The sequence below is a fragment of the Jeotgalibacillus sp. JSM ZJ347 genome (assembly GCF_044383825.1).
Classification (GTDB): domain Bacteria; phylum Bacillota; class Bacilli; order Bacillales; family Jeotgalibacillaceae; genus Jeotgalibacillus.
In genome coordinates, this window is the sequence record NZ_JBISEN010000001.1 from 1062616 (window position 1) to 1088655 (window position 26040).

Below are 26040 nucleotides of genomic sequence, written 5' to 3' on the forward strand. Positions count from 1 at the left end.
GGCGGGTGCTTTTAGTTTTATTTTAAATGGTCTTTCAAAAAGGACAGCCCACCCGTTCAATAGAAAGAGCATCCGCTTCATTGGCGGATGCTCTTATTATTGATAAGATGATAGCAATTTATCTTTCTCACTGACTGGTACATAATTCTTCTCTGAAAATACATTATAGTTATTCTTTCTGACCTGATCAAGAATCGCACGGTATAAAACCGCTGCTCCCTTTACAGGTACTCTGCTTGCAGGTGGATACAGATGAATAGTTGCCATCGCTTCATCATAGTAACCTTCCGCCATCACAGCCATCTCTTCCCATGTATTAATAAATGCTTCCCCACCCTGCTTTTCAAAGAGCAGCGCTTCATCATAGCCGTGCCTGGTCATGACTTCAGCAGGCAGATACACGCGCTTGCGATCCAAATCTTCTCCCACATCACGCAGGATATTTGTAATCTGCATGGCATAACCGAGTTTTACAGCACTATCTCTCAGTCTCTTCTCATTTTCAGGAGCCAGCACCGGAAGCAGCATCAGACCAACCGTACTTGCTACATGATAAGAATAATCCAGCACATCATCAGTTGTATGATACGTTCTGTGAGAAAGATCCATCTTCTGCCCTTTCACCATATCTTTAAAGGCCTGTACATTCATATCGTAGCGCTTGAAAACGTCAGCCAGCGCGATCCAGCACGCATCCTCCAGCTTCTCTCCTTCTAAAAAACGCTCAAAGTCTGCCTCAAAGGCTGCAAGCTCTGCTTCAGGTGTTTCGCTTTCATCCACAATATCGTCGACTGTCCTGCAAAAGTTATAAATCGCCCACACTGCTTTTCTTTCTTTAGCGGGGAGCATTGAAAAGGCACGATAAAACGTTTTTGAATGGAGTTTAATTACTTTTTCACATTCCTTATAGGCTTTTGCCAGTTCCATCTGCTGATCTCTCCCTTCTATTATACTTCCTGTCCATCCCATCAGCTAAGAGCTTAGCACCCTGCATGACAATCGGTACACCGCCACCTGGGTGAGTAGAAGCACCGGTTGCGAATACATTTGCGAGGTCCGGATAAGGCTGAAACTGCGGTCTGAATGGACCTGACTGAAATAATGCAGGTGCTATACCAAAGCTTCCGCCAGCGTATAACCCTTCCTTTTTTGCTTCTTCAGGCGTTCTGATATCCAGCCATTCAATCCGTTCTCTCAGCGAGTTAAATCCGGATTGTTCCATCGCATCTAGAATCTTTTCAGCTAACTCATTTTTAACTTCCTGCCAGTCTTCTGCAATTTCTGCTGGCACCGGCACGAGTACGTATAATACACTTTTACCGTCAGGCGCCAGACTGTTATCCGCAACCGAAGGATTAAATACATAATAGGAAGGGTCTTCAGGAATTTTCTTCTCTTTAAAAATCTCATTCATCGTTTGTTCAAAGTTCTTACTCAAATAAAACTGATGCATCTTTTTTTCCTGATAAGTACCATCCACTCCCATGTACATAAGAAGACATCCTGATGAAGGCTGATATTGCCGCCCCTGCTTATTCACCAGTTTTCCAGCAACCGGAAAGTCCCCGTTCAATACCACAGCATCTGATGGTTCGTACTTACTATTATACAGGACACCGTCCGCTCTACCAGATTGGATTGAAATTTTTTCAACATTCACACCTTTTATAATCCGGACACCTGCATCAATCATATTCTTCTCCAGCACTTCTGCAAGTCCTGCATATCCGCCTTTAAAATAATAAATTCCGTGCTCATGCTCACTATATGAGACTAAAGAGTAGATCGCAGGAGTCTGAAATGGGTTGCCACCGATATACAATGTCTGCAGCGCATAAGCTGTCTTTAGACGGTCATCATTAAAATAAGTATGCAGCTGTTTTGAGACTGATCTGAAAGCATTTAATTTACGCAGTGAGTTGATTGTTGAAGGCTGAAGCGCATCCCACCGCTTCAAAAATGACTGCTCGAGAAATTTAGGTTTCCCTTCATCAAACCTCATTTTCATATCCTTCATAAATCGCAGGTAGCCAGCTTCTTCTCCAGGGAACACGCGATTGATCTCAGCCAGCTGGTCGTCTTTATCACGATATTTCGTATAACTCGTTCCATCTACAAAATGCAGATCATACAGCGGGTCACATGAAATCAATTCATAATCTTTTCTCGGTACACCAGCTTCATCTAGTAATCCCTGAAGCATCTCTGGTAATAGAACGATTGTCGGACCCTTATCAATTTTGTACTCACCATGTGTATGGTAAGCAAGACGGCCACCAAGCTGATTTTCTTTTTCGAAAAGTGTGACATCAAACCCTTTTCTTTTTAAAAGGAGTGCAGACATCATGCCACCTACTCCACCGCCTATAATTGAAACTTTCATCCAGCCTCACCACTTTCATTTCTGACGTGGTTTCTTTTTTCATTCATAAGAAGATTTGATGTAATACGAGCTGATTCCAAAATGGTCGGCAGTCCGCTTCCGGGGTGAGTCCCTCCGCCAACAAGCCACGTATGCTCAAGTTCTTCAAATTTATTGTGAGGACGCAGTGCCATCATCTGACTGAGCTGATGTCCCATACTGAACGTCGCCCCTTTGAAAACATTGAAATCAATTTCCCAGTGTTTCGGGCTGATAATACGTTCAACCTCAATATGGTCCCTGAGATTTTTAAATTGTGTTTTTGCTTCAATTGAATCAAGCACAAGGTCTCTGAATGTCTGCTCCTGCTGATCCCAATCGAGCCCGCTCAGGTTATTCGGAACAGGTGCCAGAATGTATAAGGCAGATTTACCTTCAGGTGCAAGCGTAGGATCTGTTACTGAAGCATTTTGAATATAAATGGATGGATCATCAGACAGCAGCTGTGTCTGCATGATTTCTTCTACATTCTTCTTATAATCCTCAGCAAATGAAATTGTATGGTGCGGAAGGTCGTATTCTTTGTCCACGCCAAGGTAAATCATAAAAGTGGAGCAGGAGTATTTCTTTTTATTCAGCTGTGGCTCACTGAACTTTTTAAGATGGTTTCCTTTAACCAGGTTCGTCATGACATGAGAAACGTCACCGTTGATAACTACTTCATCTGCCTCAACCTGCGCGCCTGACTCAAGTTCAAATCCGGTTACTGCTTTTTGGCTGTTAATATGAAGCTGCTTGACTCCATTTCCAATGTGAATTTTTGCACCAAGCTCTTCTGCAGCCTTTGCCATTGCTTTTGAGAGCTGATTCACCCCGCCTTTCGGGTGAAAAATGCCATATTCATGCTCCATGAATGACAGAATCGAAAATGCACCCGGGCACTCCCATGGCGACATCCCAAGGTATTTCGCCTGAAATGTAAAACCCAGCTTCAGCTCTTCGTGTCTGAAGTAGCTGCTTAATACATCATAAAGACTTTTTCCAAGCGAAAGCTGAGGCAGGGCTTTCAGTACTCTGAGTGATAAGTAGTCAGTATAGCGGTCCATTTTATTCTGAAGGATCGGACGGAGCGCATCCATTTTTCTGCGGGTGTCGTCCATAAACCGGTCATAGCCTTCTTCATCACCCGGAAAATATGTTTTGATCTGTTCCTTCATTTTGTCAGGGTCTCTATACATTTTTACATTCTTATCTTTAAATACCAGCTCATACATCATCGGCAGTTCAATCAGATCAACATAATCGTGAAGGTTTTTCCCTGTCTCCTGAAAAATCTCTTCAGCAATTTCAGGCATACTCAAAAATGTCGGACCGACATCAAATGTATAACCGTTCGTTGTAAAAGAACTATTTCTTCCTCCGACAAACGGATGTTTTTCATATACGTTTACTTCATAACCTTTTGAAGCCAGCAGCATTGCCGCTGCCAGTCCACCTGGTCCAGCCCCTATAATTGCAATTGAACGGGTCATAAAACAGCCTCCATCCTCAATCGTTTGCATTGTACATAGATTGTTCAAATATTATACAGATAGTTGATGTTTATAGTATACACAGGTGTCGGTTTGAAAACAATTTTGAATATGGTGGTTCATTTATACAGAAAAAAGCCGCTGAGTAAGCGACTTTTTTAACGTAGGAAATCGAAACCGATTGGCAGACTGAACCCGAAGTACAGTGTAGCAAGCAGCACAATGACAAATAGTATCCACATAACTTTTACAGATTTTTGTTTTTTTGTACGTACCAAAATCATTTCCATAAAGCCAATCATTAGAATTCCAAGTAAAAATTTCACGCCGTATAGCGCTGCATCAATTGATGAGAACTGGAAAAATAACCAGCCTCCTGTGAAGATGATTAGCACATACATCAGGCGCAGAATCATATGTACAATTTTAGCACCTTTTGCGTTAGCTCCCTTCATTAGCGCAAGCGCAATAAAGAAAAGCACGATTCCAAGTACCCATGTTGTAATGTGTAAGTGTGTGTTATCTAACATTCCCTAACCTCCCTGAAACTAAATACCGAACTATCTATATGCTACCATATTCCCTAAAGCTGGTCGCTGAAAACATTGTCGGAGTGATGAATTTTATCATAGATTATCTTTCATAACGCCGGTCCTTTCCTTGGAGGACTGCGCTTTCCTGCCCCCGGTCGGTGAGCCTACTCGAGCTAAAGCTCTGCGGGGTCTCACCTGTGCTTTACCGGGGCGGGAGTCTCCGCCCTCCACAGAAAGGACCAGCTGAGATTTGTCCAGATAAGATGATTAAATTGTGGTGCCATCTATATTAAATCTCCCCTATCCAAAAGAGATTTCGTCAAACCGATAGGCTTCAACCTTTTTATTAAAATCTAAGTGCAGCGAAACGATTAAAGAGGCCGAAGCATATTTACTATGCCTCAGCCTCTTAAACTCATTCACTTATTTCATTATAATCATTATTCACCAATCTCATTCGTCAATGTGCCAATTCCTTGTACAGAAACTTTGATCTGGTCGCCTTTTTTAAGGAATTTCGGCGGGTTGAAGCCTTTGCCTACGCCGGCTGGTGTACCGGTTGCTATTACGTCACCCGGTTCAAGTGTCATACCTTTAGACAGTGTAGAAATGATTTCTTCAATTGAGAAGATCATATCTGATGTGTTTCCGTCCTGTCTGATTTCATCGTTCACTTTCGTTACAATACTCAGTTTATGAGGATGTGGAATTTCATCTTTTGATACAAGGAATGGACCCATTGGGCATGTTTCATCAAGACTTTTTCCAAGGAAGAACTGTTTATGTTTGCTTTGCAGATCCCTTGCAGTAATGTCATTGATGATTGTGTAGCCAAATACATAGTCAATTGCCTGCTTTTCAGGAATATTCTTTCCTCTTTTCCCAATCACAATGGCCAGTTCACCTTCATAGTCAAGCTGATCAGTCAGCTCTTCATATGATGGAACTAATGCATTATCCCCTGTAATTGAAGTAGATGCCTTTGTGAAGACAACCAGTTCTTCAGGGAGATCTTTCTCAGTTCCCATTTCAAGGACATGGTCACGATAGTTTTTGCCGATGCACATTACATTTTTAGGAGTGCGCGGTACCGGCGCTTCCCAGACTAGATCTTCAAATTTCACTTTATAACGTGAAACGTGATCACTTTCTTCAGCTGCACGAATACATTTTCTCACTGTCTCCTGTAATTCCATTCCGCTTTGAATACCTTCAAGCAGTGTTGCAGGTACGTCTTCATTTGGAATCAGCTCTTTATGAATTCTTACGATATTCCATGCTGCTTCCTCTCGCTTTACTTTTACGCCGTAAAGTAGTTTGTCTTCAAAACGGAAAGATAGAAATTTCATTGAATGTACACTCCTTAAAATCTGAATTGTCCTTCTATTATACATTTTTTCTTCTATTCTTACAGTTTTATTTTCTGGAATACGACAGTTTTCTCCATAATGTTTCAACGGGTCCCCGATTGAATTTTGATAACCAGATCTCTGCTAAGATGACCTGCATAGCGAAAATTAAGAGTGCAATCCATGTACCTGTCATTAGCGTAACTTCTCCATACAGACCGAATCCATAGTTATAGAAGATTAACGTTCCAATAATGGATTGTGTCAGATAGGTCGTTAATGCCATACGCCCTGTTTTTGCTAATGGCTGAAGCAGCTTGAGCGATACAGGGACTGTCATCACCAGCAGGAGTAATGTCATATACCCCATTCCAACAAGTGGTCCCCCGATGTAATCCTGCAAAAAGACATATGCAAGGTTCTTTTCACCCCAGAAAGGTGAAGTTTTCAAAGCGATACCGAGCCCCAGGAACAATACAGTTAATATGCCCAGCAATGTTTTCTTTTCAGAGGCGCGCTTAAATATATTTAACTTAGCAGCACCTGCCCCGATCATCATAAGTGGCAATATCACGATGATGATTGATACGAATGCTGCCGGGTCGTTTGCAAACTGCCAGTCATCAAGACGCTGACCGAATATTTGTGTGAAAGTTCCGCTTCCATAGTTTGCAACTGAGGATTCAATACCCTGTACAGAACTGAAATACGTAACTGAAGTAGGATCGACCATTGATGCAAAAAACATAATGCCCGTTAACAGCCCCTGCGGTAACAGGTAAATAATAAAGCCCAGCGTCAGCAGCATTGTACCGCTCAACTTCAGCATCCAGATCAGAATAAAGCCGGTTACAGCATACGTAATCAAAATATCGCCTGACCAGACTAAAAACGCATGGGTGATCCCGATCCCAAGCAGGATGACAAGCCTTTTGATTGCAAATGAAGTAAATGCTGAATTCTTTTCAGAAGCTCTCATAAATTGAATGGCAAGACCCGCTCCAAACATCATGGCAAAAATCGGGTAAAAGCTTGCCTGTACAAATACATCAATCCACCAGTGAGTCGGTCTGTTAATCGAATCACCCCACCATGAGTATGGATCGTAATAATAAAAGGGTGAGTGAAATGAAATCATATTCACAATAAAAATACCGAGCAGAGAAAATCCTCTGATCACATCAAGGTTTTGCATTCTCTGCTGTGAGTCAATCGGCTGTAAACTCAAAACATATCCCTCCGGCTGACCTTTTATTCAGGTCAGTTCTCTTCTAGTTTGATTGTTAAGTCTGCATTAAAAAAGTATAGATATACTTCATCAATTTTTCTGTCTAAGCTTTTTTCAAGCGCCCGTCTGTAAAGTGAAAGCTGTAATCTGTAACGTTCTGTAAGTTTTGTTTTTACATCAGGATCTGAGCGGTCCACGTAATCTGTTTTATAATCAAGCAGGACCAGGCCGTCCTCATCTTCAAACAGACAATCTGCAATCCCCTGAATTAATACCGGATCATCCACATTCAGCTGAATCCCTGCTTCAGCAGGTGTTGCAGCATATGTAAATGGCACTTCACGACGGACATCTTTTGCATGAATCATACGTTTTCCAAGGTTTGACTGAAAAAATGAAGTGACATCATTCACTCTGACTGTCTCTGCCTGCTCTTCCGTTAAGATCTCACGCACCACAAGGCCCGCGATTAATGAGTGTATTTCCTCACGTCCAGGCACGGTTTGAAGGGGCACCTGCTGCATCACTGTATGCATGATTGTCCCTCTTTCTGCAGCCGTCATTTTCTCCTGTTTAAGAAAAGCAGGACGGTCGTACAATTTCTTTGAAGGTTTGACGATTGAATCTGCACCGGTTTCGTCAAATGTTTCATGCTGTCGCTTAATTGAAGATACAGATTGCTTTGATTTAACCATCGCTGCCTCTTCATACGGGTAGTGCCACTTCAGACGGTGCAGGATATCTTCACGGTGCTCACTCTGTCCGGGAACCGTCTCATGATTCTTAACGTGTGTGAGCCATTCCGCAGCAGATTCCTCTTTTATCTGTTCCTCAGCGAATAGCTGCTTATGATGCTGCTGCATATCCCATACTGAAGAATCTTCAATCAGTCCGGAAGAAACGGAATGGATGGCATGCGGATGACGCGTGAGTGCCGGTCCGATCCAGTCTGCATATGTTTTTGCGCCTTTTCTTGTGAAATCAGGCAGCAGCCATGACTGATATGACCCGGATAATGACCACTTTTCTTTCAGCTTTTCAGCATCGGGGACGGTCGCAATCAGAATCAACTCTTCTTTCGCCCTTGTCATAGCCACATAAAGCACACGCATCTCCTCAGCCAGGTTTTCAAGCCGCTTCTTCTCTTTAAATGCCATCTGAGGAAGTGTTGTACTGCTGATTCTGTTTTCGATATCCACAAAAGATAGGGCCAGACCAAAATCTTTATCAAGCAGGTAGCTCCCTCTTAAGTCCATCTCATTAAACTGCCTTGCCATTCCTGACATAAAGACGATCGGAAACTCAAGCCCTTTACTTTTATGAATTGTCATCAGACGCACGACATCTTCCTGTTCACTGAGTGCTCTCGCAGCTCCAAGATCATCGCCTCTGTCTCTCATCCGTTCTACAAATCTTAAAAACCTGAAAAGTCCACGGAAAGAAGTTGATTCATATTGTCTGGAGCGGTCATAAAGTGCTCTCAGGTTTGCCTGCCGCTGTTTACCACCGGGAAGTCCGCCGACAAAGTCATAAAATTGCGTATCTCTGAACAGCTGCCACACAAGTTCTGACACTGCACCGGTTCTTGCAAGCGCCCGCCAGTTTCTAAGAGAAATTAAAAACATCGAACACTTTTCTTTCAATTCAGCGTTATCATCACCTGACGACATATACGCGTTAAGCGCGTCCCAAAAAGAGCCTTTTGGATCCGCTTTTCGAATTGTTGCCAACTCTTCTTCGGTACATCTGACAACCGGTGATCTGAGAACTGATGCGAGCGGAATATCCTGAATCGGATTATCAATTACTTTTAATAGAGATACCATAATCGCCACTTCTGTCGCATCAAAATAACCGGTTGAAAGATCTGCATACAGCGGAATTCCAGCCTGTCTGAATTCATCCATGATGTCAGGCGTCCAGGTCATTGACCTCGTTAAAATAACAATATCCCTGTATTCAAGCGGACGGTAGAGCTTCTTTTTCACATCATAGATCTGTCTTCCGCTATCAATCATGCTGCGGATTTCTTTGATCATATAGCGTGCTTCAAGCGTTGAACGCTCAAGCTCTCTTTCATCCATCACTTCTTCAGGCATTTCTTCTGGCGCATCTTCATCTGCCTGATCGATCACTGTGAATCTGACAGGCACTGTAATATCTGTCGGATACGGCGCACCCGGAATCAGTTCTGCATCCTTATCGTAATCAATCTCACCAACCATTTCCCCCATGATCTGCCGGAATATAAAGTTGACCCCATCAAGCACTTCAGGACGGCTTCTGAAGTTTTTAGCCAGATCAATCTTCTGACCGCTTCCCTCCTGCTGGAATGTCCGGTACTTCCCGAGAAACAGATTTGGTTCAGCAAGTCTGAAACGGTAAATGGACTGTTTTACATCACCTACCATAAAGAGGTTTCCGTCTTTTTCACCGCCGGATTTTACTAGTTGCAAAATAGTTTCCTGCACCATATTGGTATCCTGATACTCATCAACAAGGACCTCTTTGAACTGATTTCGGTAGTGATAGGCTGCCTGAGATGGTTCTCCTGTAGCAGGATCGCGCAGGATTTCAAGACAGAAGTGCTCCAGGTCATTAAAATCTACCAGTCCGCGTTCTTCTTTTGCAGCCTTGAATGCTTTCTCAAACTTTCTGACAAGCTCTACAAGGGTTGATAGTCTGCCTGTCATCTGATTCATATCCTCAAGCAGCTGCTCAGGGCTTCTGACGAAAAATCCGTCTTTTAAATCGTTCATCATTTTCTTCGCCTGGTCACGCCACTTTTTCGCCTGTTCTACAAGCTCCTCGTCGAAGTCATCACCTTTGCATGGCTTCAGCCTGCCCATTGAAAAGGAGGAAACTGCCGCTTCTGCTTCTTTCCATCCTGCAGCATGACGAATTTCATTCAGCTGTCTGAGATCATCATCAAAGTTCGCTGCTCTCGGATATGGTCCACCTGGCTTACGTGCAGCATCGAGCGCAAGGTTAATCAGTTCAATCGCGCCTTCAGCTTCAAGCTGGACGTGAAACAGGACATAGTTTGCAAGCGGATGGTCATCAATCTGGACGTTTTCTGTTTTATGCAGCGACACAATCCCATCAAGCCACGTATCCGGGTCAGCATGTGAGCGTGAAAACGTATGAAGCTTTCTGATCATCTGATGCAGTGCATCATCACTCCGGTCATTTGTTACGGCTTCCACCAGTTCAATAAATGAATGGTTATCCGGAACTCCGTACTCCTGCTCAAGTACTTCTTCCACCACTTCATCTTTTAAAAGCTCGGCTTCTGTATCATCTGCAATTCTGAAGCCCGGGTCTATATCAATCAGGTAATAGTATTTCCTGATAACCTCCAGGCAGAATGAGTGAAGGGTTGAGATAGATGCTTTGTTAATGAGTGTCAGCTGCTTTCTGAGATGTCTGGATTCAGGGTCTTCAGTTAGTGCTTTTTCAAGCGCTTCGCCTACACGGTGCTTCATTTCAGCAGCAGATGCATTTGTAAATGTTACGACTAAAAGTTCATCAATATCAGTCGGCTGATCAGTATCAAGTACTTTTTGAATCAGTCTTTCAACCAGCACAGCTGTCTTCCCTGAACCCGCTGCTGCGGCAACAAGAATGTCACTGCCTTTTTCAAAAATGGCACGCCACTGTTCATCCGTCCATGTGACATGGTCAGGTTTTACCGGAATCATCTGACGTCTCCTCCTTCCTTCGTTAAATCTTCAGCCTTTTTCGTTCTGAGTGAACGGTATTTATTCTTCTCAAGCGCCGGATCGAACTGACATACAGAACGGTATGAACAGAACTGGCACGGCGTTCTTTTTTTATATTCATAAGGGTCAATTGATACATCTCCCGCTTTGATTCTATCTCCAGCTGAGCGGAACATGGAGCGTGTGTGGGCTCTCATATGATCAAACTGATCCCTGCTCGCTGTTTTTGAATTCGATCGGAGCGTCCCGTCTTTTTTAAGACCCGCAGAAATAATTGAAGAGTTTCCTTCTTCAAGTGTCATATCCATCAGCCTGACGACTTCTTGATCTCCAAGGACAAGGCCTTTCATTTTATACTTTTTCAATAGCTCATCCTGCATTTCCTGAGCGCTCATTGGTTTTTTTGTCTTCACAACCGGGTTGTGAAGGTGGAAATATAGTACGCCTGCAGGCTCAGCTTCTGCCTGAACAAGCTTTGATGAATTTGTCATTGCTACATCAAGATATGTCATCATTTGTAGCGAAAGTCCATAATACATCTCAGTAAAATCAAGATCTCTCACGCTGGACTTGTAATCAATGACTCTTAAATAAACTTTACCCTCACTTCTTGCCTGATCCACTCGGTCAATTCTTCCCTGAAGTGACATTGTATCCCCGTCACTCAAGAGAATTTGGTGCGGCGGCAGCTCCTGTCCCGGGCCGAACCCAAGTTCCACTCTGAGTGGTTCAAAGTCTCCTGCTCTTGCATGTTCACTTAAGATATAGGACGCCTGGCGAATCACCGCCTGAAGCTTTTTCGCGATATAACGGTATTTATTGGAGCTGTTCAAAATGTCATACTGCAGCTGCGGACCGATATGACTGACTGCCTGATGGGCAAGTTCAGCACACTGCTGCTGTGACAGGCTCTTCCAGCTGATCCCTTTATGCAGTAATTCTTCAGAAATCCATTTAAGCGCTGCATGGAACAGCTCTCCAATATTCGGCGCATCAAGCCTGAATATACTCCGTTCATGGAGTCTCAGACCGTGACTTGAAAAGTGCTGAAACGCACAGCTGTTCATCCGCTCAATACGCGACACACTTGCCATCATTGAGCTGCCGTACAGACTTTCCGCCGTGCCTCTTGAAAGCGGATTAGCTACATTTTCATAGAATAAGCCCGATAAAATACGTTTGCTCTCCTGTTTCCAGAAAGGGTCTGTCACATAAAAGTTATAAACATCACGCCAAATATCTTCTACTGGATAATCTTTTCTCAGCTGCTGAAGCTGTGACGTCATAAATGATGCCGTCGGAAGCGGATGACAGATATAATCGAGCTGCTGAGATCCAGGTACTTCAACCGGATCGTTCACAGCGAGCATCAGCCGGTGCTCCGGCAGGATTCCTGTTACTTTATTGATATAAGGAGAGACAATCAGCGACTTCCCTTCTTCATCCGCAAGTGGATAGGAGATATAAAGCTTTTCAGATGGGGATGTAAACGCACGGTAGGCCACAAAATCTTCATCCTGCAGCTTCTCCCGGGTCCCCGGTGCAAGATGCATGCCGGCCCGCTCCATAAAAATCCGGTCATCTTCTGCTAAAATTCCGTCATCCTGCATTCTAGCAGGCATTACGCCATCATTAACACCAAGTACAAATGATGCACATACTGCCGGCAGCCTTGAGAGTTCAAGGTCTGCAATAATCACCTGGTCAATGGAAGGTGGTACAAGAGAAAACTCGAGTGTTTCCATACCTGAATCAAGAATGTCACTGAACTCCTGAAGCGGCATTTTGTCGTCTCCGGTGATTTCCACGAACTGATCAAGCAGCTCTACAACAGCGTCCCATGCCTGATCATGCTCTCTTGCAGATTCAACGTCTCCTTTTTCTTCAGCCGCTGCTGACATCTGTTCAAGCTTCAATGGAACTTCCAGCTCTTCTAATAGCATAAAGACAGCCTCGCAATAGTCCCGGACAGTCCCTGCTTTTTTCAGGCGCTTTTCAAACTGGTCAATTGGTGCTGTGATCATTTCGCGCGCTGCGTTCAGGTCATCCTGAATCAGCTTTTCTTCTTCATTTTGCGGAACTCTGACAAAATCGAGTCCTCTGAACTGCTTGTAGTAGAACTCCTTTTGCCAGCGGTCGCCGTGAATTCCCTGTGCAAGCACATAGTTTTCAAGTCTGTCCATCTGCCCCCGGAGCAGATCATGATCAGCTTCTGCCGGGAAGAAAAGTTCTGTTTTTACCGCTCTGAAAACTGCTTCATAGCGCCAGTGCTTTGTCACTGTCTCGAGTGCAGAACGAATAAATTCAATCAGCGGATGGTTCAGCATCGTTCTCTTTTTATCTATAAAATATGGAATTTCATAGTCTTTAAAAACAGGTTCAATGATTTCATGGTACGCATCACCGTTACGGGTCAGCACCGCGATATCTTTATAACGGTAGCCTTCATTCCGCGCAAGCTTTCTGATCTCCCGGGCGACAGCTTCAGTTTCAGCTCTTCTGTTGGCGGCTTCAATGATCGTCATATCAGCCGGACCATCATAAGCTGATCCGAATTTCTCAAATGACTGCTCTAAATGCGACAGCCCTTTCCCTTTATACTTAGCATTGTCTTCTAACTGCTTGACCTCTGCTTTTTCTCCTGTCTCTTCTGCTATATCTTTTAAACGGTTGACAGTATCCGTTGTCTGTCTGAACAACAGTGGATCAGGAGAGTTCAAGTCCGCCGTTACTGCTGCTGTGATTAACTTAGACTGTTCGAGCAGTTTTTCAATGACCAGATATTCCTGGGGTGTAAAGCTGTGGAAGCCGTCAAGGTAGATATCTGCACGGCTGAGTAGCGATGAGTCTTTTATCTTTTCAGCAAGCAGTCTTAAATAATCTTCTGAATCTATGTAACGGCCTTTTAATTGTTCATCAAATCCTGAATAAATCCGTTCAATATCCTTCAGTTTATCAAGTAGTGCTTTGGGTGCCGTTTCACTGATTTCAGCTGTTTTTTCAAGCAGGTCCGCAGGCTGGATGCAGTATCTTCTGAACTCTGTCAGCATTTTTTCAACGTGACCGACAAATCCGTGCTTTCCGGCTGCACGTCCAAACATAATCATTTGTTCCTTCTGTTCGTTGATCAGCTTTCTGACGAGCATGCTTGCTCCTGTGTGGTTAATATGTATACGGGTGGCGCCACCTGTTTCCTGCAGAATTCTCCAAGCGAGGCGGGTGAAGCTCAGCACCTGCACTCTGACCATTCCACCGGTTTCAAGCGCAAGGCGGTATTCTGACTGGAAGGTCATTTGTTCAGGTACGATCAGTAGGATGGGATCACCTGACGGGTCGCTTTTGACTTTAGCGGTGATTTCACTTATGATGTGATCTGTTTTACCGGTTCCGGAACGTCCTGTTTTGATCATCAGCGGCATGATTGTGCCTCCTTTATCGTTTGCATATAGCTATTATCTTACAATTTGGGGTTAATGAAAAGTGACGGGAAAATGAAAAGAGCCATCCAATTGGACAGCTCTTTCATTTATTCTCATTCAGTAACCGCTGAACCTCTCCGATCAGGACTGCGCTTTCCTGCCCCCGGGCGGTGAGCCTCCTCAGGCTTCGCCTTCCGGGGTCTCACCTGTCCCTTCCTGGGGCGGGAGTCTCCGTCCTGCTCTCCGAGGGTCAGCTCCGCATGTATCCGTCACACTGAAAATGATTATTCATAAAATCTTACATCCAGTTCATTTAGCGGCCAGTATCTGAGGTTTACTTTGCCGACGACTGAGTCCTGGTCGATGAAGCCGATTATGCGGCTATCCAGACTTTCCTGACGGTTATCTCCGAGGACAAATAATTGTCCTTCAGGCACTTCTATTTGTCCTCCGGGAATTTCTTCGAGTGTAAAGTCACCAGTCAGGCGCCCTTCTTCTGTGCGGAATTCTTCAAGGTATGGTTCTTCGTAGTATTCTCCGTTTATATAAAGCTGATCGTCTTCATAAGAGACTTCATCTCCTGGAAGCCCGATGACTCTTTTTACGTAATCTTCTGATTCATTTGCATGAAAGACGATGACATCAAACCTGTCGATATCGCCAATCTGATATCCGATTTTATTAATAACAAGCTTGTTGCCATCCTGCAGCGTCGGTTGCATGGATGCACCTTCTACCACATAATTTGAAAAAAGAAAAATGCGGACTACCAGTACAATCACGACTCCTACTGCTAATGCTTTGAGCCATTCGAAGCTTTCTTTTTTCCACGATTCCATCTATTCTCCAACCTTTCATTCCCGGCAGACTTTCTATGACGCTCGTGCATCAATATGTCACGTTCCATTTTTTTATTGATCTTTTTCTCTACTCTTTTTCCAACCAGCCATAAGACAACAATGACGCCAAGCACGATCGCTGTTTTAACCGGTTCCCGTATCAGTGAGACGATGTCTGCACCGATGAATGAAATCGTAGAAATCATCACGAGTTTCCCTGTTACAACAGCCAGCATATACTGTATGAAACTGATACGGGACAGGCCCGCTACCACGTTGACAAGTGCTGACGGTGTAAATGGAAAACACAGGAGCAGAAACAATGGACCGAATCCATGCTGTTCCACCCAGGTAGTGAGTTTTCTGATCTGCTTCTGGTTACTTAAGAAGTAAAACAGCCTGAGGTGGCCAAAGCGTCTGAGCAGCCAAAAGACCATTAACGCGCCCACTGAAGCACCCGCCCATGAGAGCAGTATGCCGAAAAGCACCCCATATGCATTTGCATTCGCCACTACAAAAGCGACGAGCGGCAGGAAAGGCAGAAATGCTTCGATCACTGGCAGCAGGAAGCCGATTAGCGGTCCGAATGCCCGATACTCTGCAATTAATTCACGAAGATTTTCGAGTGTAAACCATGCTTCTAGAGTTTCCAACGTCATTCAAACGCTCCTCTGGTCTATAGACTGACGGCTATTTTTTATCAGTATAGCATAATTCGGAAAATACCGCCTATTACGGCTATATTTTTCCCTTGTTTTGTTTTGTACAAACTATGACAAATGAAAAATAAAAACCCGGACGAAGATGTCTCGGGTTTTGGAACCGTTTCGCTACGCTTCGGGCGGACGCTTTCCACGGGGACGGCGGTGAGCCTCCTCGTCGCTTTGCGCCTGCGGGGTCTCACCTGTCCGTCATATCCCGTTGGAGTCGCCGCCCTCCGCTCCGCTACACTGTGACCTCACTTATAAAGTGAAATGGCAGCTATACAAGTAAAATATATTATATCCATTAAACTTGATTATTTAAATATACTCATTCATCCAGCCTGTCAGGTGGTTCAGTCTTTCGAGTCTGAGTTCTGGTTTACCTGTTCTGGACAGGTTGTGGTCTGATTCCGGAAATCTGACCAGGCGCGTTTTTTTCTCTTTTCTTTTCAGTGCAATGTATAACTGCTCTGCCTGTTCGATCGGGCAGCGGTAGTCGTTTTCACTGTGCATGATCAGCAGTGGCGTTTTGATCTGATCAGCATAGGCAAGCGGTGAGTGCTTCCATAGTGTATCAATATCGCCAAGGTCTGCCTGGATCTGCCACTCGCTGAAGTAGTAGCCGATATCACTGACGCCGTAGAAGCTGATCCAGTTACTGATGCAGCGCTGTGTAACTGCTGCTTTAAAGCGGTCTGTATGACCTGTGATCCAGTTTGTCATGAACCCGCCGTAGCTTCCGCCTGTGACACCGAGCCGGTCACGGTCGATGAAGTCAAACTGTTCAAGTGCGCCGTCCACTGCTGCCATCAGGTCGCGGTAGTCTCCTCCGCCGTAGTCACCTCTGACTGCATTAACGAAAGTCTGGCCGTAGCCATGGCTTCCGCGCGGGTTTGTATAGAGTACTGCATAACCACTAGATGCAAGCAGCTGCATTTCATGGAAAAACGTATTGGCATACATCGCATGAGGACCACCATGAATATTTAAAATCATCGGTGCTTTTTCTCCATCTTTATAACCTGCAGGCTTCATGAACCAGCCGTGCACGGTATAACCGTCTGTGCTTTCATAAGAGACTGCTTCAGGCGCGACTATTTCAACCTCGTCAAGCAGCTGCTGATTTACATTTGTCACCTGTTTTGCTTCTCCTGTCGGAACATGAATCACATGAAGGTCACCTGGATTCTCCGTTGTACTGATCGCAGCAGCTACTCGTTGTGAATCGCCGTGCACATCAAAGCCGTAGACGTGGTGATTCCCTTCATAGGCCGGATACACGGCACCATCAATTGATGCGTAATACAGATTGACATTGCCCTGATCAGTAATGACAAAGTACAGGCTGTTATTGTCAGCCCAGACAGCGCCTGGCATATTCGCTCCCTGCTGAATATCACCAATCGCGTAATCTCCGACAGGTGCATCAATTCCTTCTGTCAGACACTCAGCTGCTCCTGATGCCTGGTTCCATATCCAGAGTTCGCTGTGCGTAGCATTTTCGTATGTTCTGCCTGATGCTGTAAATGCAAGATGTCCGCCGTCCGGTGACCACGCAGCAAATCCAACGTACCCTTCAGCCGTCTGAATATGCACTTTTGTGTCATCTTCAGGGTTATAGAGATACAGCTCATTGTTAAATGAAAAGTCTTTATCCTTTGTATCTGCATCTGTTACATAAGCAAGCTGCTTTCCATCCGGTGACCAGGCTAAGGGTGAATAACTGTCTTCTCCTTTTGTCAGCTGGTTCAGCTCTTCTGTTTGCAGGTCAATGATGGCGATCTGCTGCTTTTTATCATCAAGCAGACCTGCACCGTCCGCTTTGTATTTCATTGAATCTGTTACAAACGGCTTCAGCTTTTTATCGTCATCTTCTTTTTTCTTCTTTTCATTCAGTGCGTCTTCCGGTTCAAGAGATACCGTGAATGCGAGTTTGCCGCTGCATGGTGACCAGACAGGATTACCTGCTCCGTTTTCTGTCTCTGTTACCTGCTTCGCTTCCCCGCCGCTTACCGGTAAAACGTAGAGCTGGTTTTTTCCGGAGCGGTTTGAGACGAATACTACTTTCCTGCCGTCCGGTGACCATCTAGGTGAGGATACTCTATTGTCTCCATATGTCCACTGGTTCAACTCTTCGTTTTCCTGATCATATAAAAATAAGTTTGATGAATATGTATGTTCTTCATTAATATGTGTTTTGACAAATAAGATATGTTTGCCATCCGGTGACCATCTAGGGTCTGTGAGTGATTCAATTTTATACAGGTCTTCTGCTGTGATGTTGCGCTTGTGTGTCATGAAATCTCCTCCGGTGAATCAGATATTTCGGTTTTCGAGATAACCGCTTGTTCTATTATCAGATTTTTTTGTGAATAATGCAAACAAATAACAGTTGTATATTGAAAAAATCTGTGTAAAATAATATAGAACACATGTTCGTTTTACAGGAGGAGATTTCAGTGACAAAGATTCCAACTGAGGACCGGGACCGGCTGGAGAATGCTTTTTATCTTCCGATGGTGCTGAAGGTTCTTGAACGTGATCAGATTGTGATTGAAAAGAGTGGTGTTAAGCTCCCCAGACCTTATATTGAGTTAATTGAAGAAACAATGATTGCTGTTCAGCGTGAGCTTGTGACTTTGAAAAAGTATATGAGAGATCACGGCATGAAGGTGGTTAAGTTAAAGTCCGATGAAGCTTTTACGATGTATCTGTTTGTGTATAAGGGGTATGAAGAGCAGCACAACTATTTTAATCCGAGGATCAGAAATCACGTTGAGAACCTGCTGAGGTATTATTTAATTGGACGGTTAAAGTCCATGTCGCCGCCATCATCGGGGTTGATACGGTCCTGATCTGCGTGTTCAATTCTTTCAAGATACTCTGCGAATCCGAAGCGCTTCTTGCTCAGCTCCGTTTTGTAGGTATCTTCTGTTTTTTCACGTATAGAGTTAATATTTTGATTAAGCTTGAGGGATAGTACAGAAGCTTTTAAGTACTGCAGGTGAGTGGCTCGCTTTGAGATTGGGAGTGTGATGATACTGTTTCCTGATAGAGTGAGTTTTGTCTCATTGTTAAGATCATCATTTTTCTCAATACTGACTACGTGATTCATCGCAATCCAGTAGTTACTTTTATTTGAATCAGAATGAGTGGAGAAAAAATAAATATCTGATATCGGATCGACTACAATGGGAGGTTTGTGGCTGAAGCTTGTGAGGAATCTTGATGAGATTTTACGTCCTTCGTAGGATGAAAAATAATACAGGCAGGAATGCTCCATGATCTCCATTGGTTTCATATCGACTGTAAAAGGCGACCTGTCTTTTTCGTAAATAATGGTCCCCGTCAAACTTCCTCCTTCAATTTTCGGTTCTAGAATCATTGTACTCGCACTGACTGTGTAGGTTTCTGCAGCTGTCATAAATTCCATTTTATCACTCCTTTATATGATTATGGAATCATCATACACTATACAATCTCCAAAAGTATACATAAATTTTTCCAAATATGTTCGGCCTATTCCGGATATTTTAGCTATATAACAATATAAAAGTTTATATTGTCTAAAAATTTGAAACTTTCTGTTGATATTCTCGCTGATATTCTCTATAATGAAAAAAAGTAGCAGAGGTGATGATGAAGATGGAAAACAACAAATCGTTCGCAGAGTTCATGAATGAGTCAACCGTCCCTCAGAAACAATCCAGTGAAATGACGATGATGGAAATTTACGTGGACATGGTATTAAATGAAATTCTTGTCCGTCATCGCAAGGAGCAGCTTGTATCAGCTATTAATGAAGCGTTAGACAACAAAGATCAAGACGCTTTTATGAAGTGTTCAGCAGAATTAAATACATTAGAGGACACACACGGTGTGTAGTACTTGAGCCCCCTGCAGACAGGCAACAAATTATGCAGGGGGTTCAACTTTTGTCATGAAATCGCCACCCCTCCAGAGTGGCATTTCGAGCAGTAATCATGAATAATAGACCTATCGAATATAATTCATGATAAGGAGCCCGCCCATGCTGACTGAAGAACTAAACAGCACGTTTCTATTCATCATTGAATGGGGATTCGTTGCAGCCGCGCTTGCAGCAATTATTTTTATACTATATTCAATCCGACGCGCTCCGCGTATGAAAACTGCCTTTTTATGGCTGGCTGCTCACCTTGGTCTGACGATAATCGCTTATATTGTATTCTGGATAGGCCTTGGCGGAGGTTTTAACGATCCGACAGTTGAAAATGTATCTGATGAAATTCATTTTCTGCTCGGTGTTGCCGGACTCATCTGGCTGACAGGTATGCTGTGTTTGATCTTAAGCATCCAGCTGATGAAAGATCAGTTCCGTACCAAAAGCTACACACCGATTCAAAGTGACAAAAAAGACGCAGACTAATCAATCAGTCTGCGTCTTTCTTCAGGCGTCGGCAGTTTGCACGACTGCTTTTTCCCGAACCAGTGAAACCTGTTTCTTGCAAAAGCATCATAAGCCAAATCACGGATTGGCCGCGGCACGATCAATAGCAGTGAAAGCAGCTTAACAGGTCCATCCAGTGAACGGCATATTCTCAGTGCGGCGTCAGATCTCATATAAAGCGTGTCATTTTCAACAAGTAATACTGAATCAATCATAGGAGGAACCTCAAATGTCGTCCGCATTTTATGGCCAACCTCACCCTGCAGTGATGCAAAATGAAAATAGCCGGCGCGGTCATGCTTCATAATGAACTGAACGCTCCAGTCACACACATTGCAATCACCATCAAATAATACAACAGCTGCCATTATCCACTTCCCCTTTCCTTACCTTCCTTACCATATACATTTAACAGTGCGCCAAAAAGAAGAACTGCAGCTGTCAGGTAAAACCAGATCATCATGATCACAACAGATGCCAGCTGGCCATATAGCTGGCGGTAATTCCCGTAGCCGACAAACAGTGAAAATCCTTCAGAGATCAGCTGCCAGAAAATCACGGCGAATACAGCTCCCGGAAGTACGTCCTTCCATGATAGCCCGTGCTTAGGGAGATGTCTGTAAAGCACCCAGAAGAAGATAAATAAAATGACTGTACCAATACCCCACCTGATCGGGGTCCATAACACTAACCAGCTCGCTTCGAATAAAAAGGTTTCTTCTGCAATGCGCTGCACTACATTTTCAATTAAAGGAATCAAAATGGTCAGCGGTAAAATCAACGCAAAACCGATTGTCAGGAAAAAGTCACTGACAATCCCCTTTAGATAACTTTCACGCCTTTTAATTTTATATATATCAGTTAACGATCTTACCAGCGATTGTATCGCCATTGAAGCAAGCCACATTGTTGACAGGAAACTGATTGAAATGATTGTTCCCTGCTCTGTATCGAGAATTGCAGTTAAGTTTGATTCAATAAGTCCATATGTTTCCTGCGGTGCATACGGTCTGATTACTTCAATTAAGTCAGTTGATGTGAACGGTAAAAAGCTTGTACTTGAAACCACCATGATTAAAAAAGGAAACAGTGACAGCATAAAATAATAGGCTGTCTGTGCAGCATGGTCATAGTAACCTTCCTTGAAAAAGCGGCTTCCCGCATACTTTATTCTGTTTTTTAGCATTCCTTTCTCCTCCAAGAAATCTGCTGGCTGCCCTTATGTTTTCCCTAATTGAAGAAAAATTAATCCGTCAGCTTCCTATCAGCATATATAAAGAAAGAAACACAATAGAACCAAGAACGACAAACATCACATCAGCACCGAGAAATGCCAAGGCAAACGCAGCGGCTGCGCCTGCAACACCAAACCAGATATCATCCTGAATAAATAAAACACCGGGAAAGATGAGTGCGCCTAGTACAGCATAAGGAATATTTTTTAATACACCCTGAAAAAATGGATTCAGCTCTTTCCCTTCAAGCACAGTCAGCGGTAATACCCGCGGAATATACGTCACAATGGCCATCCCGATAATAATCAAAATCATATTCATTCCAGCCGAGCCCCTTTCCTGAGGCCTGTCACGATTTCAACTGCAATCGCAGAAATCAGTGTTGAGGCAGCGATCGCCCAGCCTGTATCAAGCAGACCGCTCAATGTAAATATGCTGTTCAACGCAGCTGCAAGTCCGGCAAGGTAAACAACCTTCATTTCCTTTTTCAATGAAGGAACCAATAGACCGACAAACATTGCATAAAGGGCAATGGACATTGCCTGCTGCAAAAACTCAGGCAGACTTGCACCAATGACATGACCAATCCCAGTATTTATTACCCAGCTGCCATACGCTATCAGCATAACGCCAAACGCAAAGCCGGTTGATGTTTTCCCTTCCCTTGTTGCAATCACCGTAAATGTTTCATCAGTCAGTCCAAACGCATAAATGGATTTCTTCGCCCGCGTTTCAGGCTCCATCTTTTCATTTAAAGAAGCTGACATTAAAAAGTGCCGGATGTTCACAATAAATGTATTGAAGATAATCACAGCAGCACCTGCACCTGCTGCGATCAGTGATAATGAAATATATTGTGCTGCTCCCGCAAAAACAAGCAGGCTCATTAATACTGATTCAAATAAAGTAAGTCCGGTTGTTTTTGCAAGGAGCCCGAAAGTAAGCGCGACAGGCAAATAGCCGACCGCAATACTGGTCCCCGCTTTCATGCCTGCTCTAAAGCCTGATTTTTGTTCACTGACTGCAACCATCTGCATTGATCATACCCCTTTCTCTTTCAGCACGAATCGTTTACAATAAATGCAACGAGATAATTTTATTATATTGTACATTCGTATAATATAATAAACAACCCGGTGAGGTGAATTTTTTGGACGAAATAAAAAAACAGCTCGGTGGTAATCTCCGGCTGCTCAGAAAGAATAGAGACCTTTCACTCGACAGACTTGCACTTTTGACAGGTGTCAGTAAAGCTATGCTGGGTCAGATTGAACGTGGAGATGCCAACCCGTCTGTCGGAACGATATGGAAAATTGCAAATGGCTTAAAAATTTCTTTTTCTTCACTGCTCGCCACCCCGGCAAGTGATGTCACGGTCATCCGTGCTGACGCAGTCGAAATGCTCGAAGAAGATAATGGACGATACCGTGTCTATCCGATCTTTACTTTTGACCCTGTCAGGCAGTGGGAAGGTTATAGAGTCGAACTCGACACCGGTTGTTCCTATCATAGTGAAAGTCATGGCAGCGGAGTTGAAGAGTATTTGACAGTCATCGAAGGAGAACTGACCATCACAATATCAGAAAATGATTATATACTTAAAAGCGGTGATTCAATCCGTTTCAAAGCTGATCAGACTCATCAGTATCTTAATAAAGCTGATCAGCGGACAGTCTGTCAGATGGTTATTCACTACAATAAAGGGTAACTGCCTCATAAAGAAAGCTCATTTCCTTTTGGAACAATGAGCTTTCTTTTTATTGGTCATTACTTACCTTTAAAAACAGGCTTTCTTTTTTCAGAAAACGCAATCAACGCCTCCACTCTGTCTTCTGTCGGAATCGTAATCTCATACGCTTTTCTCTCGATTTTTAAGCCAGTCTGAAGATCTGCATTCATTCCCGCCTTAATCGCATATTTCGCCTGCTGAAGCGCAATTGGTCCATTTGTAAGCATCGCCTCAGCAACTATCATCACTTCATCATGCAATGCATCTTGATCAACAGCCTTTGTCAGCAGTCCGTAATCGTAGGCATCAGCTCCAGTGAAGCGCTTGGCTGTCAGAATCAGTTCCATTGCCTTCGCTTCCCCGATGATCCGTGGAAGCCGCTGCGTTCCACCTGCACCCGGTATAATCGCGAGACTTGTTTCTGTCAGCCCCATTTTTGCTTCCCTGTCAGCAATTCTGAAATCACAGGCTAAGGCGAGTTCCATGCCGCCTCCAAAAGCATGGCCATTCAGTTCAGCAATGACAGGCTGCGGCAGAGCCTCAATTGCACTGAAAACTTCTCCTATTTTATAAATATTGCGCTTCACCTGCTGTTCGGTAAGTGTCTTTCGTTCCTTCAGATCCGCTCCAACGCTGAATGCTTTATCCCCCGCTCCCCGTATGACTACCACTCTTACATCCGGGTTAATCCGCAGCGCTTCAGCTGTCTGTCCAAGCTCTGACAGCATCTGATAATTAAAAGCATTCATCGCCTCTGGGCGATTTAATGTAATGGTTGCCATTCCATTTTTCTGTTCAAGTAGTATTGTTTCCACAATTCAATCCCCTTTCATGTATGTAAGCACTTTCATTTACATATTGTAGCATCCGTTGTCCTTTCATGCACATTCATAGCCGTTTAGTTTTAAGCCTGCGTGGTAAACTGTAATTAGCTGATTGATGGCAAGAGAGAAGGTGTTTGTGACGAAAAAAGTAGCCGCTTACCGCATTTATAAAATTGTAGCGATGGCTGTGAAGTTTTTTCTGCAGGTTTATTTTTTCAACCGCAGATACCGCGGCAGATGGGACCCTTCTGTAGAAAAAAAGTGGTCAGACCTCGCCGGCAAACAGGCACGTGAATACAAGCAGACCGCACTAAAACTTGAGGGTCTGATGATCAAAGTCGGACAGTTTCTTTCTACAAGAGCAGATATCATGCCACGCTCATTTATCATTGAGCTTGAAGGGCTGACTGACCGCGTCCCTCCCGTTCCCTGGGACAAAGCAAAACAAGTGATTGAAGATGAATGGAATACAGACTATGGGAATATGGTTCATAAAATATCAGAAAAGCCCATTGCTTCAGCATCCATTGGAGATGTGTATCACGCATGGCTACATAATGGCGATTCGGTTGCCATTAAAGTTCAAAGACCTGGTATTGACTATATTATTAGAACCGATTTCAAAGCATTAAAAATCGTGATATGGCTTGCAAAGAAATTCACAAATTTCGGCAAGCAGGCTGACCTTGATGCATTGTATGGTGAAATGGTCAATGTCATTGGGGATGAGCTGAATTTTAAAAAGGAGCTCCAAAACGGAGTGGCTTTCGGGGAACGGTTCAAAGAGACTGAAGGCGTCATTGTTCCAAGGTATTACGAAGAATATACCACACGCCGCGTCCTTGTCATGGAGTGGATTGAAGGGGCCAAAATCACTGACCTCTCATTCCTTGATAAACATGAACTTAATAGAGAAGATCTTGCCGAAAGACTGCTGCTTTTATTTGTAGATCAGCTGTTAAATGAAGGTATGTTCCATGCAGACCCACACGGAGGCAATATTCTCATCAAAGCTGATGGCACCATTGTGCTGATTGACTTCGGCATGGTCGGCGTAATTAGTAAGAATGACGCTGAAGCCGTTCAGCGGGCAGTAGAAGGTGTCGTCTTTGAACGCTATGAAGAAGTGGTCGGGGCGCTTGAGGATATGAAATTTCTTCTTCCAGCAGCAGACCGTAACATTTTACAGGAACTTGTCGAGAGAGTCGTAGCTGTCTATAAAAGCGGGGAATGGCAGGACGGAGAAAGCCTGATGATGGAAAAGTTATTAGAGGATGTACAGGACATCGTCAGAACCCAGCCAATCCAGCTGCCGACTGAATTTGCATTCTTTGGCAGAGCGCTTTCTACATTTACAGGCGTCATTTATACCATTTATCCCGAAGCTGACTTTATTGAAATGGCACGGCCGACGATTGTCCGCTGGGCTGCTAACCGCGGCGGTGAAGGAAATACGTGGCAGACAGTCCTGAGGACAATTCAGCCCTACCTTTCTGCCCCTTCTAAAATACTTGATGCACTTGAAGAACCGAAGCGCTACAGAAGATCAATGGAATCATTTCGCAAAAAAGAAAGCCGGATGAAAGATCTGGCTGGCAGAAGAAGAGAAACTGTTTATTTCACACTGATTCCATTTGCCGCGCTTCACGGTGCAGTCTACCTTGAAGAATGGCTGATCGCGGGTGGTACCGGGGTCATACTCTTATTCGGACTGCTGCGGATCAGGTCTTTATCTAAAAAAATACAGACAGACTATGAGGAGTGAAAGATATGATGGAAGAACCAAAAGTTGAACGTGAACGTAAAGGAACAAAGGGACCTTTTGAAGCTAAGCTTGAAGGGCTTGAAGATGGATACAGAGTAACGATTCGCGGTGATAAAGAAAAAATTCAGCAGCAGCGCCAGGTTAAGCTGTCATTTATTGAGTTGTTGAGAAAAGCAGATGTTGCCGGTTATCCGATCCTGTTTCCTTTTAACTTGATTTTGAGATTCTTTTCAGGGTATAAGAAGCCGAATATGTAGAATAATTTAAAACCACTCCAGCCAGTGATCTGGCGGAGCGGTTTTCTGATTTGAAGCATTGAGCCGTTGATTGGATTTTGGGTCACATTGAGAGTATTTCGCGTAAGATTGTG

23 protein-coding genes are annotated in these 26040 nt (G+C 43.9%); 6 read left to right on the forward strand and 17 right to left on the reverse strand.

Annotation, left to right across the window (positions count from 1 at the left end):
• Nucleotides 1–96 precede the first annotated feature (96 nt).
• From ACH6CZ_RS05410 to ACH6CZ_RS05460, 11 genes are all read right to left on the reverse strand, one after another.
• The gene (locus ACH6CZ_RS05410) at nt 97–927 is read right to left on the reverse strand and encodes a phytoene/squalene synthase family protein (protein ID WP_374096383.1); all 831 of its coding nucleotides are present in this window, start codon (nt 925–927) and stop codon (nt 97–99) included.
• Nucleotides 905–2383, reverse strand: coding sequence for a phytoene desaturase family protein (locus ACH6CZ_RS05415; RefSeq protein ID WP_374096384.1), 1479 nt, complete (start codon nt 2381–2383; stop codon nt 905–907). The genes ACH6CZ_RS05410 and ACH6CZ_RS05415 overlap by 23 nt, the downstream gene beginning before the upstream one ends.
• Entirely contained in the window at nt 2380–3894 is a 1515-nt protein-coding gene (locus ACH6CZ_RS05420) for a phytoene desaturase family protein (RefSeq protein ID WP_374096385.1), read from the reverse strand. The genes ACH6CZ_RS05415 and ACH6CZ_RS05420 overlap by 4 nt, the downstream gene beginning before the upstream one ends.
• A gap of 158 nt (nt 3895–4052) precedes the next feature.
• Nucleotides 4053–4424 (reverse strand): YisL family protein, encoded by a 372-nt coding sequence (locus tag ACH6CZ_RS05425; RefSeq protein WP_374096386.1) that lies wholly within the window; start codon nt 4422–4424, stop codon nt 4053–4055.
• 443 nt (nt 4425–4867) lie between these two features.
• Entirely contained in the window at nt 4868–5776 is a 909-nt protein-coding gene (locus ACH6CZ_RS05430; protein WP_374096387.1) for a fumarylacetoacetate hydrolase family protein, read from the reverse strand.
• 67 nt (nt 5777–5843) lie between these two features.
• Complete coding sequence (locus tag ACH6CZ_RS05435) at nt 5844–7004, reverse strand: DUF418 domain-containing protein (protein WP_374096388.1); 1161 nt, start codon at nt 7002–7004, stop codon at nt 5844–5846.
• Nucleotides 7005–7036: 32 nt separating this feature from the next.
• The gene (gene addA / locus ACH6CZ_RS05440) at nt 7037–10705 is read right to left on the reverse strand and encodes a helicase-exonuclease AddAB subunit AddA (RefSeq protein WP_374096389.1); all 3669 of its coding nucleotides are present in this window, start codon (nt 10703–10705) and stop codon (nt 7037–7039) included.
• Entirely contained in the window at nt 10702–14145 is a 3444-nt protein-coding gene (gene addB / locus ACH6CZ_RS05445; RefSeq protein WP_374096390.1) for a helicase-exonuclease AddAB subunit AddB, read from the reverse strand. The genes addA and addB overlap by 4 nt, the downstream gene beginning before the upstream one ends.
• A 284-nt stretch (nt 14146–14429) precedes the next feature.
• The gene (gene lepB / locus ACH6CZ_RS05450) at nt 14430–14984 is read right to left on the reverse strand and encodes a signal peptidase I (protein ID WP_374096391.1); all 555 of its coding nucleotides are present in this window, start codon (nt 14982–14984) and stop codon (nt 14430–14432) included.
• On the reverse strand, nt 14939–15643 hold the full coding sequence (locus ACH6CZ_RS05455) for a TVP38/TMEM64 family protein (RefSeq protein WP_374096392.1): 705 nt from the start codon (nt 15641–15643) through the stop codon (nt 14939–14941). The genes lepB and ACH6CZ_RS05455 overlap by 46 nt, the downstream gene beginning before the upstream one ends.
• 363 nt (nt 15644–16006) lie before the next feature.
• Nucleotides 16007–17986 (reverse strand): S9 family peptidase, encoded by a 1980-nt coding sequence (locus ACH6CZ_RS05460; protein WP_374096393.1) that lies wholly within the window; start codon nt 17984–17986, stop codon nt 16007–16009.
• 161 nt (nt 17987–18147) lie between these two features.
• Between ACH6CZ_RS05460 and ACH6CZ_RS05465 the strand changes: the two genes are divergently transcribed.
• A complete protein-coding gene (locus ACH6CZ_RS05465; RefSeq protein WP_374096394.1) occupies nt 18148–18543 on the forward strand; it encodes a YhjD family protein in 396 nt (131 codons plus the stop codon).
• On the opposite strand, the gene ACH6CZ_RS05470 is transcribed toward ACH6CZ_RS05465, so the two are convergent.
• A complete protein-coding gene (locus ACH6CZ_RS05470; protein ID WP_374096395.1) occupies nt 18483–19121 on the reverse strand; it encodes a competence protein ComK in 639 nt (212 codons plus the stop codon). The two genes, ACH6CZ_RS05465 and ACH6CZ_RS05470, sit on opposite strands and share 61 nt — an antisense overlap.
• A gap of 212 nt (nt 19122–19333) precedes the next feature.
• On the opposite strand from ACH6CZ_RS05470, the gene ACH6CZ_RS05475 reads away from it, so the two are divergent.
• Both ACH6CZ_RS05475 and ACH6CZ_RS05480 read left to right on the forward strand, forming a co-directional pair.
• On the forward strand, nt 19334–19573 hold the full coding sequence (locus ACH6CZ_RS05475; protein ID WP_374096396.1) for an IDEAL domain-containing protein: 240 nt from the start codon (nt 19334–19336) through the stop codon (nt 19571–19573).
• 145 nt (nt 19574–19718) lie between these two features.
• On the forward strand, nt 19719–20096 hold the full coding sequence (locus tag ACH6CZ_RS05480; RefSeq protein WP_374096397.1) for a hypothetical protein: 378 nt from the start codon (nt 19719–19721) through the stop codon (nt 20094–20096).
• On the opposite strand, the gene ACH6CZ_RS05485 is transcribed toward ACH6CZ_RS05480, so the two are convergent.
• The 4 genes from ACH6CZ_RS05485 to ACH6CZ_RS05500 all read right to left on the reverse strand — a co-directional run bounded on the left by ACH6CZ_RS05485 (nt 20093) and on the right by ACH6CZ_RS05500 (nt 22389).
• Nucleotides 20093–20485 (reverse strand): thiol-disulfide oxidoreductase DCC family protein, encoded by a 393-nt coding sequence (locus ACH6CZ_RS05485; RefSeq protein WP_374096398.1) that lies wholly within the window; start codon nt 20483–20485, stop codon nt 20093–20095. The genes ACH6CZ_RS05480 and ACH6CZ_RS05485 overlap by 4 nt on opposite strands.
• Nucleotides 20485–21303: a YihY/virulence factor BrkB family protein gene (locus ACH6CZ_RS05490; RefSeq protein ID WP_374096399.1), complete on the reverse strand. Its 819-nt coding sequence runs from the start codon at nt 21301–21303 to the stop codon at nt 20485–20487. The genes ACH6CZ_RS05485 and ACH6CZ_RS05490 overlap by 1 nt, the downstream gene beginning before the upstream one ends.
• 67 nt (nt 21304–21370) lie before the next feature.
• On the reverse strand, nt 21371–21673 hold the full coding sequence (locus tag ACH6CZ_RS05495) for an AzlD domain-containing protein (RefSeq protein WP_374096400.1): 303 nt from the start codon (nt 21671–21673) through the stop codon (nt 21371–21373).
• Entirely contained in the window at nt 21670–22389 is a 720-nt protein-coding gene (locus tag ACH6CZ_RS05500; protein ID WP_374096401.1) for an AzlC family ABC transporter permease, read from the reverse strand. The genes ACH6CZ_RS05495 and ACH6CZ_RS05500 overlap by 4 nt, the downstream gene beginning before the upstream one ends.
• Nucleotides 22390–22493: 104 nt before the next feature.
• Between ACH6CZ_RS05500 and ACH6CZ_RS05505 the strand changes: the two genes are divergently transcribed.
• The gene (locus ACH6CZ_RS05505) at nt 22494–23060 is read left to right on the forward strand and encodes a helix-turn-helix domain-containing protein (protein WP_374096402.1); all 567 of its coding nucleotides are present in this window, start codon (nt 22494–22496) and stop codon (nt 23058–23060) included.
• 59 nt (nt 23061–23119) lie between these two features.
• Here the strand turns inward: ACH6CZ_RS05505 and ACH6CZ_RS05510 are convergent, their stop codons facing one another.
• Nucleotides 23120–23896 (reverse strand): enoyl-CoA hydratase-related protein, encoded by a 777-nt coding sequence (locus ACH6CZ_RS05510; RefSeq protein ID WP_374096403.1) that lies wholly within the window; start codon nt 23894–23896, stop codon nt 23120–23122.
• A 145-nt stretch (nt 23897–24041) separates the two neighbouring features.
• Here ACH6CZ_RS05510 and ACH6CZ_RS05515 point away from each other — a divergent pair, with 145 nt between their 5' ends.
• Nucleotides 24042–25670, forward strand: coding sequence for an ABC1 kinase family protein (locus ACH6CZ_RS05515; RefSeq protein ID WP_374096404.1), 1629 nt, complete (start codon nt 24042–24044; stop codon nt 25668–25670).
• 5 nt (nt 25671–25675) lie between these two features.
• On the forward strand, nt 25676–25927 hold the full coding sequence (locus ACH6CZ_RS05520; RefSeq protein WP_374096405.1) for a hypothetical protein: 252 nt from the start codon (nt 25676–25678) through the stop codon (nt 25925–25927).
• Nucleotides 25928–26040: the final 113 nt, after the last annotated feature.